The 14,559-nt window shown below is 59.4% G+C and carries 16 protein-coding genes; 2 read left to right on the top strand and 14 right to left on the bottom strand.

Annotated elements, in window-relative coordinates:
• Positions 1 to 69: 69 nt before the first annotated feature.
• The 7 genes from F8A10_RS00215 to rph all read right to left on the bottom strand — a co-directional run bounded on the left by F8A10_RS00215 (position 70) and on the right by rph (position 5,260).
• The gene (locus F8A10_RS00215; RefSeq protein ID WP_010392127.1) at positions 70 to 1,197 is read right to left on the bottom strand and encodes an S-(hydroxymethyl)glutathione dehydrogenase/class III alcohol dehydrogenase; all 1,128 of its coding nucleotides are present in this window, start codon (positions 1,195 to 1,197) and stop codon (positions 70 to 72) included.
• A 99-nt stretch (positions 1,198 to 1,296) separates the two neighbouring features.
• Complete coding sequence (gene gfa, locus F8A10_RS00210) at positions 1,297 to 1,881, bottom strand: S-(hydroxymethyl)glutathione synthase (RefSeq protein ID WP_010392124.1); 585 nt, start codon at positions 1,879 to 1,881, stop codon at positions 1,297 to 1,299.
• Between the two features lie 120 nt (positions 1,882 to 2,001).
• Positions 2,002 to 2,355 (bottom strand): YbaN family protein, encoded by a 354-nt coding sequence (locus F8A10_RS00205; protein WP_010392123.1) that lies wholly within the window; start codon positions 2,353 to 2,355, stop codon positions 2,002 to 2,004.
• Positions 2,356 to 2,357: 2 nt separating this feature from the next.
• Positions 2,358 to 3,569 carry a radical SAM family heme chaperone HemW gene (gene hemW / locus F8A10_RS00200; protein WP_152366440.1) on the bottom strand — a complete coding sequence of 404 codons (1,212 nt, stop codon included), beginning with the start codon at positions 3,567 to 3,569 and terminating at the stop codon, positions 2,358 to 2,360.
• 8 nt (positions 3,570 to 3,577) lie between these two features.
• Positions 3,578 to 3,952 (bottom strand): RidA family protein, encoded by a 375-nt coding sequence (locus F8A10_RS00195; RefSeq protein WP_029371229.1) that lies wholly within the window; start codon positions 3,950 to 3,952, stop codon positions 3,578 to 3,580.
• Positions 3,945 to 4,550 carry an RdgB/HAM1 family non-canonical purine NTP pyrophosphatase gene (gene rdgB / locus F8A10_RS00190; RefSeq protein ID WP_152366439.1) on the bottom strand — a complete coding sequence of 202 codons (606 nt, stop codon included), beginning with the start codon at positions 4,548 to 4,550 and terminating at the stop codon, positions 3,945 to 3,947. The genes F8A10_RS00195 and rdgB overlap by 8 nt, the downstream gene beginning before the upstream one ends.
• On the bottom strand, positions 4,538 to 5,260 hold the full coding sequence (gene rph, locus F8A10_RS00185) for a ribonuclease PH (RefSeq protein ID WP_152366438.1): 723 nt from the start codon (positions 5,258 to 5,260) through the stop codon (positions 4,538 to 4,540). Before rph ends, rdgB begins: the two co-directional genes overlap by 13 nt.
• Positions 5,261 to 5,346: 86 nt before the next feature.
• On the opposite strand from rph, the gene hrcA reads away from it, so the two are divergent.
• On the top strand, positions 5,347 to 6,402 hold the full coding sequence (gene hrcA, locus F8A10_RS00180) for a heat-inducible transcriptional repressor HrcA (RefSeq protein ID WP_010392110.1): 1,056 nt from the start codon (positions 5,347 to 5,349) through the stop codon (positions 6,400 to 6,402).
• A 7-nt stretch (positions 6,403 to 6,409) separates the two neighbouring features.
• Entirely contained in the window at positions 6,410 to 6,952 is a 543-nt protein-coding gene (locus tag F8A10_RS00175; RefSeq protein WP_010392108.1) for a nucleotide exchange factor GrpE, read from the top strand.
• A 118-nt stretch (positions 6,953 to 7,070) separates the two neighbouring features.
• Here the strand turns inward: F8A10_RS00175 and F8A10_RS00170 are convergent, their stop codons facing one another.
• From F8A10_RS00170 to F8A10_RS00140, 7 genes are all read right to left on the bottom strand, one after another.
• The gene (locus F8A10_RS00170) at positions 7,071 to 7,949 is read right to left on the bottom strand and encodes a ParB/RepB/Spo0J family partition protein (protein ID WP_085502380.1); all 879 of its coding nucleotides are present in this window, start codon (positions 7,947 to 7,949) and stop codon (positions 7,071 to 7,073) included.
• A 9-nt stretch (positions 7,950 to 7,958) separates the two neighbouring features.
• Positions 7,959 to 8,735: a ParA family protein gene (locus F8A10_RS00165; protein ID WP_010392105.1), complete on the bottom strand. Its 777-nt coding sequence runs from the start codon at positions 8,733 to 8,735 to the stop codon at positions 7,959 to 7,961.
• Positions 8,728 to 9,315, bottom strand: a complete 588-nt coding sequence (rsmG, locus tag F8A10_RS00160; protein WP_010392103.1) for a 16S rRNA (guanine(527)-N(7))-methyltransferase RsmG — start codon at positions 9,313 to 9,315, stop codon at positions 8,728 to 8,730. The genes F8A10_RS00165 and rsmG overlap by 8 nt, the downstream gene beginning before the upstream one ends.
• Positions 9,309 to 11,171, bottom strand: a complete 1,863-nt coding sequence (mnmG, locus tag F8A10_RS00155) for a tRNA uridine-5-carboxymethylaminomethyl(34) synthesis enzyme MnmG (protein ID WP_085502382.1) — start codon at positions 11,169 to 11,171, stop codon at positions 9,309 to 9,311. The genes rsmG and mnmG overlap by 7 nt, the downstream gene beginning before the upstream one ends.
• Before the next feature lie 8 nt (positions 11,172 to 11,179).
• Positions 11,180 to 12,439 (bottom strand): tRNA uridine-5-carboxymethylaminomethyl(34) synthesis GTPase MnmE, encoded by a 1,260-nt coding sequence (gene mnmE, locus F8A10_RS00150; RefSeq protein WP_152366437.1) that lies wholly within the window; start codon positions 12,437 to 12,439, stop codon positions 11,180 to 11,182.
• Between the two features lie 16 nt (positions 12,440 to 12,455).
• The gene (gene rho / locus F8A10_RS00145; RefSeq protein WP_152366436.1) at positions 12,456 to 13,727 is read right to left on the bottom strand and encodes a transcription termination factor Rho; all 1,272 of its coding nucleotides are present in this window, start codon (positions 13,725 to 13,727) and stop codon (positions 12,456 to 12,458) included.
• Positions 13,728 to 13,854: 127 nt separating this feature from the next.
• The gene (locus F8A10_RS00140) at positions 13,855 to 14,301 is read right to left on the bottom strand and encodes a CopD family protein (RefSeq protein WP_152366435.1); all 447 of its coding nucleotides are present in this window, start codon (positions 14,299 to 14,301) and stop codon (positions 13,855 to 13,857) included.
• Positions 14,302 to 14,559 lie beyond the last annotated feature (258 nt).

Below are 14,559 nucleotides of genomic sequence, written 5' to 3'. Positions count from 1 at the left end.
TCCTTTCATGTTGACGGCGGGACCGGTTTCCCGCCCCCGCCGTCCTTTTACCTAAGCAGGCCTTTACGATCAGTAAAGGACGACCGAGCGGATAGACTCGCCCCGGTGCATCAGATCAAAGCCTTTGTTGATCTCATCCAGCGTCAGGGTGTGGGTGATCATCGGGTCGATCTCGATCTTGCCTTCCATGTACCAGTCGACGATCTGCGGCACATCGGTGCGGCCGCGGGCGCCGCCAAAGGCCGTGCCCTTCCACACCCGGCCGGTGACAAGCTGGAACGGACGGGTGCTGATTTCGGCCCCCGCCGGCGCCACGCCGATAACGACCGAGACACCCCAGCCGCGATGGGTGCATTCCAGCGCGTCGCGCATCACCTTGACGTTGCCGGTGCAGTCAAAGCTGTAATCCGCGCCGCCGATCTGGTCGAAGGGCGTCTTGGTGACGTTGACGATTTCCTGCACCACGTTTTCGCAGTTCTTCGGGTTGATGAAATGGGTCATCCCGAAACGCTCGGCCATCGGTTTTTTGTCGTCGTTCAGATCGACCCCGATAATCATGTCAGCCCCGGCAAGGCGCAGCCCCTGAATCACGTTCAGGCCGATGCCGCCAAGACCAAAGACAACCGCCTTGGCACCGATTTCGACCTTGGCGGTGTTGATCACCGCACCGATGCCAGTGGTGACGCCGCAGCCGATGTAGCAGATCTTGTCGAAAGGCGCATCCTCGCGCACCTTGGCCACCGCGATTTCGGGCAGCACGGTGTAGTTCGAGAAGGTCGAGCAGCCCATGTAGTGATAGATCGGCGTACCGTCGAGCATGCTGAAACGGCTGGTGCCGTCGGGCATGAGCCCCTGACCCTGCGTGGCGCGAATCGCGGTGCAGAGGTTCGTCTTGCGCGACAGGCAGGACGGACATTGGCGGCATTCAGGGGTGTAAAGCGGGATGACGTGATCCCCCGGCTTGACCGAGGTGACGCCGGGACCGACCTCGACCACGACGCCCGCACCTTCGTGACCAAGGATCGAGGGAAAGATCCCTTCGGGATCAGCGCCCGAAAGGGTGAATTCGTCGGTGTGGCAAATGCCGGTCGCCTTGATCTCGATCATCACTTCGCCCGCCTTGGGGCCCTCGAGATTGACTTCCATGACTTCCAGCGGCTTGCCGGCTTCCAGCGCGACGGCGGCACGGGTTCTCATATCACATTCTCCTTAAGTGTCGGCCCTGGGCCTGCTGTTTTCTCATGGATTCGGGGGCCGGTAAACCGACCCCCGCCATCTGTCACGACCGTCGGACACTCAGGCGGCAAGAACGCCCGAGCGCTTGGCGATATGGGTGGCAATCGCATCCATCAGCGGCGGCGACAGCGCGTCATAGGGTTCCAGCCCCAGTTCACGCAGTCGGGCGCGGATCGCGTCCATGCGGCTGGGATCGACACCCGATTCAATGACCGAGCTGACAAAGGCCGCAAACTCGGGTTGCGACCAGCCGTCCTCATCCGACAGTTCGGTATGGACAAAGTCCAGCCCATAGAAGGGATGGTCCTTGTTTTCGATCCGGCCATACATATGCGCACCGCACCCTTTGCAGCGATGACGCTGGATCGGCGCCTCGGCATTCACGATCTCAAGCTTGTCGGCGCCTTGCACCACCTCAAGCGCGTCGCGGCTGACGACCGCGACCTGTGAAAAGATCGCGCCCTCGGGCTTCCAGCATTTGGTGCAGCCGCAGACGTGGTTATGCGCGGTTTGCGCGCGAATCGCGACCCGGACCGGATCGGTGCTGCACTTGCAATGCAACTCCCCACCCGAGAAGCCGGGTCTGGCCGGTTTGATGCCGTTATCCACGGCGGGATGTATCTTCACCCCCGAAGTATCCACCATAGTCCCGTTCTCCCCCTCAAAGCTGATGGGTCGAGGTTCGCGCGGCACCCGCTTGGGAACAAGTGGGCAAAAGGTTGTATTCGCTGGCAGTCCGGCTGCGTAGCCGGACGGGGCCGCACCTCATACCTCGGGCCGGGTGACAAGCCAGAGGCCGATCACCGCGCAAATCAGCGTCTGGGCGGCGACAAGCCGGGGATCAAGTCCAAGCCACAGCGACCAGCAAACACCGGCTGACATGGCAGCAACCGCCCAGATCTTGGCGGCGCGCCCGATGACGCCACGCTTGCGCCAGGCGCGGATCGGCGGCCCAAAGCGCGGATCGCGCATGATCCGGGCGCTGATGCGCGGGGACGAGCGCGCAAAGGCCCAGACCGCGACCAAAAGGAACGGCACCGTCGGCATGACCGGCAAGAACACCCCGATCACGCCCAGTGTCAGGGCGAGCCAGCCCACGGAAAGCCAAAGATAGCGCATTTTTATCCTGCCAGTTCGCGCAGGATCGCGTTCAGCACCGGCCGTCCGGCCTCGGTCGCCATCAGCCGGTCACCTTCGACAGAAATCAGCCCCAGTTCGGTCAGATGCGCCAGCCGCGCCTGCGGCAGTTCAGCCCCATGGGCAAGATAACGCGACATCTCCATCCCCTCGGACAGACGCATCGACATCAAAAGATACTCCAGCGCCCGGTCGGCAAGACCAAGAGCCTCGCGCCCGTTTTCACCGTTGCCCCGCGACTCGACCGCCTCAAGCCAGGCCGCAGGGGCGCGATGGGCCTCGGTCGCCCAGCGGCCCGAGGGCAAGGTCAACCGGCCATGCGCGCCGGGACCCGCCGCCGCCCAGTCGCCCTGCCGCCAATAGATCAGGTTATGGCGGCTTTCCGAGCCAGGCCGGGCGTGGTTCGAGATTTCATAGGCGGGCATCCCGGCAGCAGCGCAGACCTCTTGCGTATCAAGATACATATCCGCCGAAAGATCATCATCCGGCAGGCCCCTGAGCCCACCCTTGGCGTGACGTGCGCCAAAGGCCGTGCCGGGCTCAATCGTCAACTGATAGGCCGAGAGGTGATCGACCGCCATGCCAAGAGCCTGCGTCAGCTCGCGCCGCCAATGGGCGCGATCCTGATCCTGACGGGCATAGATCAGGTCAAAGCTGACCCGCGTGAAGCAATCCCGCGCGATATCAAAGGCGGCGCGGGCCTCGGCCGCTGAATGCATTCGGCCCAGACGGCGCAGATCCTGGTCATTCAGCGCCTGCACACCCATCGACAGGCGATTGACCCCCGCCGCAGCATAGGCGCGAAAACGGCCCATCTCGACACTGGTCGGATTGGCCTCAAGCGCGATCTCGATGTCATTGGCAAAGGGCCAGGCCTCGCGGGCGGCCTCGATCACACCGGCGACGGTTTCAGGCGCCATCAGGCTGGGCGTGCCACCGCCGAAAAAGATGCTGTTCAGAACGCGGCCCGGGATCTCATCGCCCAGACGCGCGATTTCACGCCGATAGGCGGCAAGCCAGCGGCCCTGGTCTATCACCGCCGCGACATGGCTGTTGAAATCGCAATAAGGGCATTTGGCTGCGCAAAAGGGCCAGTGAACGTAAAGGCCAAAGCCCCCGGCCCGCCAGTCCTCGGCCAGCGTGGCGGCGGGATGCGCGGTGCCGTCTGGCGCAAAGGCTGGCGCGGGGGCTGGCATGGGTTGGGTCATTCCCGATAGGCGGTCACTTCGATCTCGACCTTCATTTCGGGTCTGATGAGCCCCGCTACAACCATTGTCGCGGCAGGTAACGCATCCTTCATCGCTTCGCCCAGAACCGGGGTAATCTCATCAATGATCCGGGGATCGGTGATCGTGTATTGCACCCGCACGATATCAGCGGGTGCAAAACCGGCCTCGGCCAGCGTGGCAAAGATGGTGGCAAATGCATTACGCGCCTGATCTGCCGCACTTTCCGGCATGGTCATGGCCGTGTAATCATAGCCCGTGGTTCCCGAAACAAAGCACCACGGCCCCCTGACCACCGCACGGCTGTAGCCAAGTGCGGCCTCAAAGGGGGAACCGGTCGAGATTCTACGCAAGGAACGCCTCCAATTGACGAAAGGCGCGGGCGCGGTGGCTGATCGCGTTCTTTTGCTCGGCAGGCATTTCGGCATAGGTCACGTCATGACCTTCGGGCACAAAGATCGGGTCGTATCCATGGCCCTGTTCCCCACGCGGCGGCCAGACCAGATGGCCCGGAGCGACACCCTCAAAGATCTCTTCATGCCCGTCAGGCCACAGTAGGATCAGCGTAGCGCGGAATTGGGCGGTGCGTGGCTCGGGCACGCCGCGTTCATCAAGCTCGCGCCAGGTACGTGTCATGGCCTGCATGAAATCGCGCCCGTTCGGCGTCTCGGCCCAATCGGCGGTATAGACGCCGGGTGCACCATCAAGCCCGTCAACCGTGATCCCACTATCATCGGCAAGCACCAGCAGGCCAGTCGCCTGCATCGCGGCCAGCGCCTTGATGCGGGCATTACCGATAAAGCTGTTTTCGGTCTCGGCGGGTTCGGGCAGACCCAGCTCTCCGGCGCTGACGACCTCGATCCCGTGCGGGGCCATCATGGCGCGGATCTCTTCAAGCTTGCCGCGATTATGGGTGGCAAGCAGCAGCTTTCTTTCGGTCAGCTTGCGCATGAGATCGCCTCGTTCTGGGCACGGACCAGTTCGGCGACGCCTGCCTCGGCAAGATCAAGCAGCTGGTTCATCTCGGACCGGGTAAAAGTCGCACCCTCGGCCGACATCTGCACCTCGATCAGGCGGCCCGCGCCGGTCATGATGAAATTGCCGTCCGTGCCTGCCTCGCTGTCCTCGGCATAGTCCAGATCCAGCACCGCCTGACCGGCATAGATCCCGCAGGACACCGCAGCGACATGGTCCACGATCGGATCAGAGGTGATGATCCCGGCCTTGAGCAGTCGGTTGACCGCCAGCCGCAGCGCCACCCAGCCACCGGTGATGGAGGCGCAGCGCGTGCCGCCATCAGCCTGGATCACGTCGCAGTCGATGACGATCTGCCGCTCGCCAAGGGCGCGGCGATCGACGCCGGCGCGCAGGGCGCGTCCGATCAGGCGCTGGATTTCCTGAGTGCGGCCCGATTGGCGGCCCGCCGCAGCCTCGCGCCGGTTGCGGCTGTTCGTGGCGCGCGGCAGCATTCCGTATTCCGCCGTCACCCAGCCCTGTCCCGAACCCTTAAGAAAGGGCGGCGCCTTATCCTCGATCGTGGCCGAGCAAAGCACGCGCGTATCGCCACAAGAGATCAGGCACGAGCCCTCAGCGTGGCGCAAAACCCCGGTTTCGATTGAAATCGGGCGCATATCACTTAAATTCCTGCCTGAGGGACGCATCTTTCATTCCTTTCGGGGGTTTTGCTGTTCAGATACAGGTCTGACGCTATCGACTGCAACCCGTGAACGACCTGACCAGATTGCCAATGCCTGAAACTCCGCTGCTATCCGATCTGAACGACCGCTCGCGCGAAGTGTTTCGGCGCGTGGTCGAAGCCTATCTCGCCACTGGTGAGCCCGTCGGCTCACGCACGCTGACCCGGGAAATGACCGAAAAAGTCAGCGCAGCAACAATCCGCAATGTGATGCAGGACCTTGAGCTTCTGGGCCTGCTTGATCACCCGCACATCTCGGCCGGGCGTATGCCGACCCAGCTGGGGCTGCGGCTGTTCGTCGACGGGCTGATGGAGGCCGGTCCGGTCTCGTCCACTGATCGCGAGATGATCGAGGAAACGCTTGGCGATGAAAGCGGCGACACCGGCGCGATGCTTGACCGGGTCAGTACGGCACTGTCGGCGCTGACGCAGGGTGCCTCGCTGGTGCTGATGCCCAAGCAAGAGGCCCCTGTCCGGCATATTGAGTTCATCGGCCTTGCGGCCGACCGGGCGCTGGTCGTGCTGGTCTTTGCCGATGGTCGGGTTGAGAATCGTATATTTACCCCCCCGCCCGGCCATACCGCCAGCGCCATGCGCGAAGCAGCGAATTTCCTCAATACCGTGGCCGAGGGCCGCACACTGGCCGAACTGCGGCGCAGTGTCGCACAGGAGATCGAGGCAAGCCGCCGTCAGCTGAACAGCATGGCGGCCGAGCTTGCGTCCTCGGGCCTGGCGATGTGGGACGGGGAAAACAACGATCCGCGCCTGATCGTGCGTGGACGCGCCAATTTGCTGGCCCATGAACAGGCCGATCTGGACCGCGTCCGCCGGCTTTTCGACGATCTGGAGCGCAAGCGCGACATCGCCGAGTTTCTGGAACTGGCCGAGCAGGGTGAGGGTGTGCGTATTTTCATCGGCTCGGAAAACAAGCTTTTTTCACTTTCCGGTTCCTCTCTGGTCGTTTCGCCCTATATGAATGCCGACCGGAAGATTGTTGGCGCGGTCGGTGTAATCGGTCCGACGCGGCTGAACTATGGCCGCATCGTCCCGATCGTGGACTATACTGCGCAGCTTGTCGGCCGGGTGATCTCTGGCCGGAAAGGATGATGAGGATATGACAAAGGAAAACGCGAACGGCAGCCCGCTGGACGAGGAAACCATCGACCCGCTGGCCGATGAACAGGCCTCGCCCGATGTCGAGGCTCTGATCGCCGAACGGGACGACTATCGCGACCGGTTTATCCGCGCGCTTGCCGATGCAGAGAATGCCCGCAAACGCGCCGACAAGGACCGCCGCGAAGCCGAGCAGTACGGCGGCTCGCGACTTGCGCGTGACCTTTTGCCGGTACATGACGCACTGACCCGCGCCCTGGAGGCCGCCGGCGAAGAGCAGCGCGCCGCGGCAGCCGCACTGATCGAAGGCGTGGAGTTGACCCTGCGCGAGCTGAACAACGTCTTTGCCAAGCACGGAATTCAGGTCATTACCCCCGAAATCGGCGAGAAATTCGACCCGCAGAAACATGAGGCGATGTTTGAGGCGCCGGTTCCCGGCACCATCGCCGGCAATATCATTCAGGTTATGGATAACGGTTTCATGCTGCATGACCGTCTGCTCCGCCCGGCCAAGGTTGGCGTCAGTTCAACCCCTGCCAGCTAGGAACTACCCGTCTTCCCAGACAAAACCCCCGGGAGCTAACCCCGGGGGTTTTTTCATGCGTAATTGATTGATCTGGCTGGTTTTGTGGGAATATAGACCAAATATACCAGATATAGTATCAGTTCCCGGCAAGAATCTGGCAAAGACGATCAAGCTGATCAAGGTCGCGATAGGAAATCACCAGCTGACCTCCGTCAGTTCCCGAGTGACTGATCGTCACTTTCATCTTCAGATGCGCGCTCAGATCACCCTCGAGGGCGCGGGTGTCTGCGTCCTTTTCCTGCTTGGGCGCCCTGGGCTTCTGGGCCCTCGGACCCTCGGCTTGCCGGCGAACCAGTTCTTCGGTTTCGCGCACCGACAGGTTCTTTTCAATCACCCTGCGTGCCAGCTCAACCGCATTCGGCGCAGTGATCAGGGCACGGGCGTGACCGGCAGTCAGTTTGCCTTCTTTGAGCCAGGCCTGAATCTGATCGGGCAGGTTCAACAGGCGAAGCAAGTTGGCGATATGGCTGCGGCTTTTGTTCAGTGCTTCGGCCAGCTTTTCTTGCGTATGGCCGAAACGCTCCATGAGCTGGCGATACGAGCTCGCCTCCTCGATCGCGTTCAGATCTGCGCGCTGAATGTTCTCGACAATCGCAACTTCCAGCACTTCGGTATCGTTCAGGTCACGAACGATGACCGGAACTTCATGCAGCTGGGCAATCTGTGCTGCACGCCAGCGACGTTCGCCGGCGACAATCTGGTAAAGCCCCCGATCAGTCGGATGCGGACGCACGATCAGCGGCTGCAGCATGCCGCGGTGGCGAAGCGAATCGGCCAGCTCCTGCAGCGCCTCAGGCGCAAAACTGCGGCGGGGCTGGTCGGGGTTGGGGGTGATCTGTTCGACCGGAAGCATCTGGCGCGGTGCCGGACGCTCGGACGGAATCAGGTCCACATCGGCCATCAGCGCCGAGAGGCCACGGCCAAGACCACGTCTTTCTACCCTGTTCTCTACCATGATTCCTCCTCAGGCGGTCGCTAATTGACGGGACAAGAATTCCTTTGCCAGCTCACGATAGGCCTGGCTTCCTTTGGAATTCGGATCGTAATGCAGCACTGGCTTTGCATGAGAAGGCGCTTCGGACAAGCGGACATTACGCGGAATCACCGTGCGATAGACAAGGCCAGACAGGGTGTTACGCGCATCAGCCTCAACCTGCTGGGACAGGTTGTTGCGGCTGTCGGCCATGGTCAAAAGCACGCCTTCGATCCGTAAATCGGGATTGGCGGTCTGACGCACCTCGCGCACCGTCATCAAAAGCTGCGACAGCCCTTCAAGCGCGTAGAATTCTGCTTGCAGCGGTACCAGCACACTATGCGCAGCCACCATCGCGTTAACCGTCAGCAGTCCAAGCGCCGGCGGACAGTCGATCAGGATATAGTCGAATTCCATCGTACCCGAAAGCTTGCGCCGCAAAAGCTGCGTTCGGCCGGCACGACTGGACAGCTCAAGATCCGCTGAGGCCAGATCACGGTTTGACGGCACGATTTGCAGGTCGGAAATATCGGTGTCTTGAAGGGTGTCCTGAAGTGTCTGCTCCCCGGTCAGCAGATCATAAGAGGTAAGCTCGCGCTCTTCCAGCGGCACACCTAATCCTGTGGATGCATTGCCCTGAGGATCAAGGTCTATAATTGCAACTTTCTGGCCCTGCTCGGCCAGCGCCGCACCCAAGTTGATGGCCGTGGTGGTTTTACCAACCCCACCCTTCTGGTTTGCAACGGCAATAATGCGAGTATCAAGCATGGCGAATTCCCGTGATCTCCAGAATGGCCGCGTCAGGATCTGTCGCGCTTGGGTGTGCTTTCAGGTCAAATGACCAGTCTTTCCGGGCCTCGGATACCTCGGCTTGCCAGTTACGACCCTTCATCAACCAGGCAGTTCCATCAGTTTCCAGATGCCGTTCCACATATGACATGAGGCGTGGAAGAGGGGCAAGCGCCCTTGCACTGACATGCGCTGCTTCGAGCCGATCCAGGACTTCGATCCGCTGGGAGATCACCTGCGCATTTTTCAACGACAGCTCACGTATCGCAGTACGAAGAAAGGATGCTTTCCGCTGATCACTTTCGACCATCGTTACATTAAGATCGGGGCGGGCAATGGCTAAGACAACAGCCGGTAAACCGCCTCCGCTACCTAAATCCGCCCATTTCCCCTGTGCCCCAACTGAAACTTCAGCCAGATGGGTGCAATCCGCGATATGGCGGGATTCGATCTGATCGACCGTCGAGGGGGCGATCAGATTGATAGCGGGATTCCACTTCCGTAGCAGCGCGGCATAACCCGCCAACTGCCCGGCTGTTTCACGTGAAACACTCAGCATGCTTTTTGGCGCATCCCAGTGCGTATAACGGCGAGAATGAGTGTCAAAGCTGCCGGGGTCATCCCCTCAATTGTCGCTGCTGCAGCCAGACTAGTTGGCTGATGCTGTTTGAGCTTTGATTTCAGTTCATTCGATAGCCCAGAGAGGGCATCATAATCAAAGTCAGTCGGGATAGCGACGGCTTCTTCCTTGCGCAACAGCTCAGCATCCCGACTCTGGCGATCCGCATATTGATGATACAGCGCATCAACGGCCAGCTGCTTGATGGTCGCTGCATCGTACGAACTAAGCTCCTGATCAAGTTCAAGTACTTGATCTTGAGGGATTTCATGCTGCCCCAAGAGAGAGAACAAACTGCGGCGCACGCCATCCTGACGAACCTCGATTCCTGCCCGCCGCAGATCCGACGGAGAGAGGGTGATCGCCTCCGCACGCTGGCGGGCAAGAGTATAGCGTCTCTGCTTCTCGGCAAAAGCAGCCTGACGCTCTTGTCCCACGCATCCGGTTTCGATTCCGAGTGAGGTAAGTCGTTGATCGGCATTATCGGCACGAAGCGACAGTCGGAACTCTGCCCGCGAGGTGAACATGCGGTAGGGTTCGCTTACCCCGCGGGTAACCAGATCGTCGATCATCACCCCAATATAGCTTTGCGACCGGCTGAAATGCAGCGGACCCCTGCCCTGAGCTTTCAGCGCAGCGTTTAGGCCAGCAACCAGCCCCTGGGCGGCCGCTTCCTCATAGCCGGTAGTGCCGTTGATCTGTCCGGCAAGGAACAAGCCCGTTAACGCTTTCGCCTCTAGCGCTGGGGTAAGGGCGCGCGGATCTACGTAGTCATATTCCACAGCATAGCCAGGCTGGACGATTTCGGCCTGCTCCAAGCCGCGAATCGAGCGAACATAGGCAATCTGTACTTCTTCCGGAAGGGAAGTTGAGATGCCGTTCGGATAGACCAGATCGCTGTCCAGCCCCTCTGGTTCAAGGAAAATCTGATGCGAATCTTTGTCAGCAAAGCGGACAATCTTATCCTCGATCGAGGGACAATAGCGCGGCCCGACGCCATCGATTCGTCCCCCGTACATCGCCGAACGACCGAGGTTTTCGCGGATCACCCGGTGGGTTTCAGTATTGGTATGAGTGACTGCGCAACTGATTTGCTGAACCATTGGCGCCGAGTTCAGGTAAGAGAACATCGTCGGCTCGTCATCGCCGGGCTGCTGGTCGAGACTATCCCAGTCAATACTTCTGCGGGCAATGCGCGGCGGCGTCCCGGTTTTCAACCGACCCAGAGGCAGGTCCAAGGGCTTCAGCGAAGCCGCAAGTGAGACAGAGGCAGAGTCACCCCAACGGCCTGCCTGTTTGGTAACCTCTCCGATATGGATCAGCCCATTGAGGAAAGTCCCGGTCGTCAGAATAATCTGTCGGGACAGAAGCTCCCGCCCATCCGCCAGCCGCAGCCCGACAACCTGGCCATTTTCTTGAACTAATTCAGCCGCTTCTCCCAGAAGAACGGACAATCCCGATTGCGCTGCAACCGCTTGCCCCGCCGCCTGACGGTAGAGTTTGCGATCAGCCTGCGCGCGCGGCCCCTGCACAGCGGGACCTTTGCGACGATTAAGAAGGCGGAACTGGATTCCAGCTGCATCTGCCAACCGCCCCATAATCCCGTCCAGTGCATCAATTTCTCGCACCAAATGACCTTTTCCAAGACCACCTATTGCAGGATTGCAGGACATAGTGCCGATATCGGTCTGGTTCATCGTCACCAGAGCCGTTTCGACGCCCATACGGGCAGCGGCCATGGCGGCCTCGACGCCGGCATGGCCTCCACCAATCACGATTACGTCGTAATGTTTCACGTGAAACTCTACTTTCCGATGCAGAACGAGCTGAAGATCTCGTCCAGATAATCCTCGGCCCCGACCCTGCCAACCATCATCGCCAAAGCTTGAGCTGCCTGACGCAACCCTTCTGCAAGCAGCTCTGGCGCCATATGTTTGTTAACTTCCAGAGCAAGCAGTGCTCGCTGCAAAGCTTCTGCTTGGCGACGATGACTGACCAGACCTGAATCAGCAGCCCTGACTCGCAGGCGATCATAAACCATATCCAAAAGCTCTGCGACCCCTTCCCCGGTCATGGCCGAAATCGCCATTCCCTCACCTTGTCCCAGATCGGATTTGGAGCGAATGACAATATCTCCGTCCTTCACCTCCTCGACAGGCATGCCATCGACCGAAAGATGAATACGCAGATCAGCCTCTTCAGCGCGCTTCAGAGCTCTGGCCACGCCCATCGCCTCGACCGGATCACTGCTTTCACGCAAACCAGCCGTGTCCAGGAAAGTCACCGGCAGGCCACGCAGGTCAGTGCGCAGCTCAAGAATATCCCGTGTTGTCCCCGCAATATCGGAAACCAAGGCTACTTCGCGCTGTCCGATCCGGTTCAACAGTGTGGATTTACCAGCATTCGGAGGACCAATAATCGCTACCTCATAACCCTGACGCAGCCGTTCAGTGGCAGGATAAGTTGTAAGCATCTGCTGAATATCCAACCGCACTTTATCGATCAGATCAAAGACCTCTTCGGGAACATCCTCGGGAACATCCTCATCAGCAAAATCTATGCTGGCCTCAACCAGAGCTCCGGCCCGGATCAACCCCGAGCGTAGCTCGTCAGCTTTCTGCCCAAGCTCCCCCTCAGTCGCCCGCATGGCAAGTTTGCGCTGCGCCTCGGTCTCGGCTGCCAAAAGATCTGCCAGACCTTCAGCCTCGGCAAGATCCATACGGCCGTTCAGGAATGCACGCCTGGTGAACTCACCTGCCTCAGCCCGCCGCAGACCACGTGCCAGCAAAGCCTGAGTCAGCCGGTTCACTATGATCGGTGCACCGTGAATATGCAGCTCGGCCACTTCTTCGCCGGTAAAGCTGTGCCCTTCCTCGAACCATAGAACCAGGGCGCGGTCGATCAGATCTTCGCCATCCCTTAATGCGCGCAGCACCGCAATTCGTGGTGCTGCTATCGGTCCGGCAAGTGATTCCAGTGCCGCACGTGCCTTCGGCCCGCTCAGGCGGACAACCGAGACGCCTCCCCGACCGGGAGGCGTCGCCTCGGCAAAGATCGTGTCCACCGCATCCTCCGCGCCATCAGGCGTTCATTGAATCGAAGAACTCGCCATTGGTCTTGGTCTGCTTCAGCTTCGAGATCAGGAACTCGATCGCATCCGTTGTGCCCATCGGGTTCAGGATACGCCGCAGCAGATAGGTTTTCTGCAGATCTTTGGGATCGACCAGCAGTTCCTCTTTACGGGTGCCGGACTTAAGGATGTCCATCGCCGGGAAGACACGCTTGTCAGCGACTTTACGATCCAGAACGATCTCGCTGTTGCCAGTGCCTTTGAATTCTTCAAAGATCACCTCGTCCATGCGCGAACCGGTGTCGATCAGGGCTGTCGCGATGATGGTCAGCGAACCGCCCTCTTCGATATTCCGCGCCGCGCCAAAGAAGCGTTTTGGACGCTGAAGCGCATTCGCATCGACACCGCCGGTCAGAACTTTACCCGAGCTGGGCACGACGGTGTTGAACGCCCTACCAAGTCTTGTGATCGAGTCAAGCAGGATGACAACATCTCGCTTATGCTCGACCAGACGCTTGGCCTTTTCGATCACCATTTCCGAAACGGCAACGTGACGGCTGGCCGGTTCGTCAAAGGTCGAGGAGATCACCTCACCCTTAACCGAACGCTGCATATCGGTCACCTCTTCCGGGCGCTCGTCGATCAACAGGACGATCAGATAGCACTCGGGATGGTTCTTTTCGATCGAATGCGCAATATTTTGCAACAGGACCGTCTTACCGGTGCGCGGCGGTGCAACGATCAGCGAACGCTGCCCCTTACCAATCGGCGCCACCAGATCAATGATCCGGGCCGAACGGTCTTTGATAGTCGGGTCTTCGATCTCCATCTTCAGCCGCTCATTGGGGTAAAGCGGGGTCAGGTTGTCAAAGGCGACCTTATGACGGGCTTTGTCAGGATCCTCAAAATTGATCCGTTCTACTTTTGTCAGGGCGAAATAACGCTCATTCTCGCCGGGCGCACGGATCACGCCTTCGACCGTGTCACCGGTGCGCAGGCTGTGCTGGCGGATCATGTCGGGGCTGACATAGATATCATCAGGACCGGGCAGATAGTTCGCCTCGGGCGAGCGCAGGAAGCCAAAACCGTCCTGCACCACCTCAAGAACGCCGTCACCGCCGATTTCATAGCCTTCTTCGGCATGTTCTTTCAGCAACGAGAACATCATCTCGCCCTTGCGCATGGTCGAGGCGTTCTCGATTTCCCATTCCTCGGCCATGGCCAGCAGGTCAGCGGGGCTCTTGGCCTTGAGATCGAACAGATTGAGGCGTTCTTCGGTCATGTCTTGCCTATGGGCGAGCACCGCCTGGCACTCAGGCCGGCCGGCGCAGGAAAAATGTATCTGGAGAATCCCCGCCGGACGGCGGTTCCGGCTCACATAGGCAGAATTGGGCCGCGAGTCAATTCTTTCAGAACTTGACGATCACGGACAGGACAATAACCGCCATGAAAAGCGTCGGCAGCTCATTCATCATGCGATAGCTTCGCCCGCTCAGCCCTTTGCCTTGCAACAGTGCCTTGCGCTGACCAGCAAGCCACATGTGAAACCAGGTCATCCCGATGACGCCAAGGGCTTTGCTCCATGGCCAGATCATCGTCCAATCGACGATCCCCGGTGTCAGTACAAGGGCAAGCCCTGCCCCCCAACTGACGATCATCGCTGGATTCATGATCATCCGAAGAAGTTTTTCTTCCATGATTTCAAATGATTGAACAGGTTCATCGCCAGTTCCCGCTCGTTCGGCATGATAAACGAACAGCCGAGGCAGATAGAACAGTCCGGCCATCCACGAAATCACTGCCATCACATGCAGTGATTTGATCCATGGATAAGCAAGGGACAGGAAATCAGTCATGAGGAACCTCCGGCACGTCCTCTCTCTATCAAAGAAAGAATGAAGATAAAGAAAGGATGTGGTTGTAATAGGGCCTGTGGATGACTGGAAATCATTGTTTCAGGGCAAAATTCCCCAGCTGAGATCCTCTGTGGAAAACAAGAGTCCTGATCCGCCTTCTTTGAAAATTTATCAATAAAACATAGAGATATAAGATATCGTTCTGTGGATAAGTTTGTGAAAATTATTCTTTTCCACAGCTTGTGGAGGATTCCTCGT

Source organism: Paracoccus kondratievae (genome assembly GCF_009301415.1).
GTDB lineage: Bacteria > Pseudomonadota > Alphaproteobacteria > Rhodobacterales > Rhodobacteraceae > Paracoccus > Paracoccus kondratievae.
The sequence above is the reverse complement of the archived record's forward strand: the minus strand, read 5'-3'. Positions and strand labels throughout refer to the sequence as shown.

Coding starts and splice junctions, on each gene's coding strand:
- F8A10_RS00175 (WP_010392108.1), top strand. CDS start 6,410: ATGACAAAGGAAAACGCGAACGGCAGCCCGCTGGACGAGGAAACCATC.
- F8A10_RS00170 (WP_085502380.1), bottom strand. CDS start 7,949: ATGGTAGAGAACAGGGTAGAAAGACGTGGTCTTGGCCGTGGCCTCTCG.
- rdgB (WP_152366439.1), bottom strand. CDS start 4,550: ATGCGCAAGCTGACCGAAAGAAAGCTGCTGCTTGCCACCCATAATCGC.
- rsmG (WP_010392103.1), bottom strand. CDS start 9,315: ATGCTGAGTGTTTCACGTGAAACAGCCGGGCAGTTGGCGGGTTATGCC.
- hemW (WP_152366440.1), bottom strand. CDS start 3,569: ATGCCAGCCCCCGCGCCAGCCTTTGCGCCAGACGGCACCGCGCATCCC.
- gfa (WP_010392124.1), bottom strand. CDS start 1,881: ATGGTGGATACTTCGGGGGTGAAGATACATCCCGCCGTGGATAACGGC.
- rph (WP_152366438.1), bottom strand. CDS start 5,260: ATGCGTCCCTCAGGCAGGAATTTAAGTGATATGCGCCCGATTTCAATC.
- F8A10_RS00140 (WP_152366435.1), bottom strand. CDS start 14,301: ATGACTGATTTCCTGTCCCTTGCTTATCCATGGATCAAATCACTGCAT.
- F8A10_RS00205 (WP_010392123.1), bottom strand. CDS start 2,355: ATGCGCTATCTTTGGCTTTCCGTGGGCTGGCTCGCCCTGACACTGGGC.
- F8A10_RS00165 (WP_010392105.1), bottom strand. CDS start 8,735: ATGCTTGATACTCGCATTATTGCCGTTGCAAACCAGAAGGGTGGGGTT.
- rho (WP_152366436.1), bottom strand. CDS start 13,727: ATGACCGAAGAACGCCTCAATCTGTTCGATCTCAAGGCCAAGAGCCCC.
- F8A10_RS00215 (WP_010392127.1), bottom strand. CDS start 1,197: ATGAGAACCCGTGCCGCCGTCGCGCTGGAAGCCGGCAAGCCGCTGGAA.
- hrcA (WP_010392110.1), top strand. CDS start 5,347: ATGCCTGAAACTCCGCTGCTATCCGATCTGAACGACCGCTCGCGCGAA.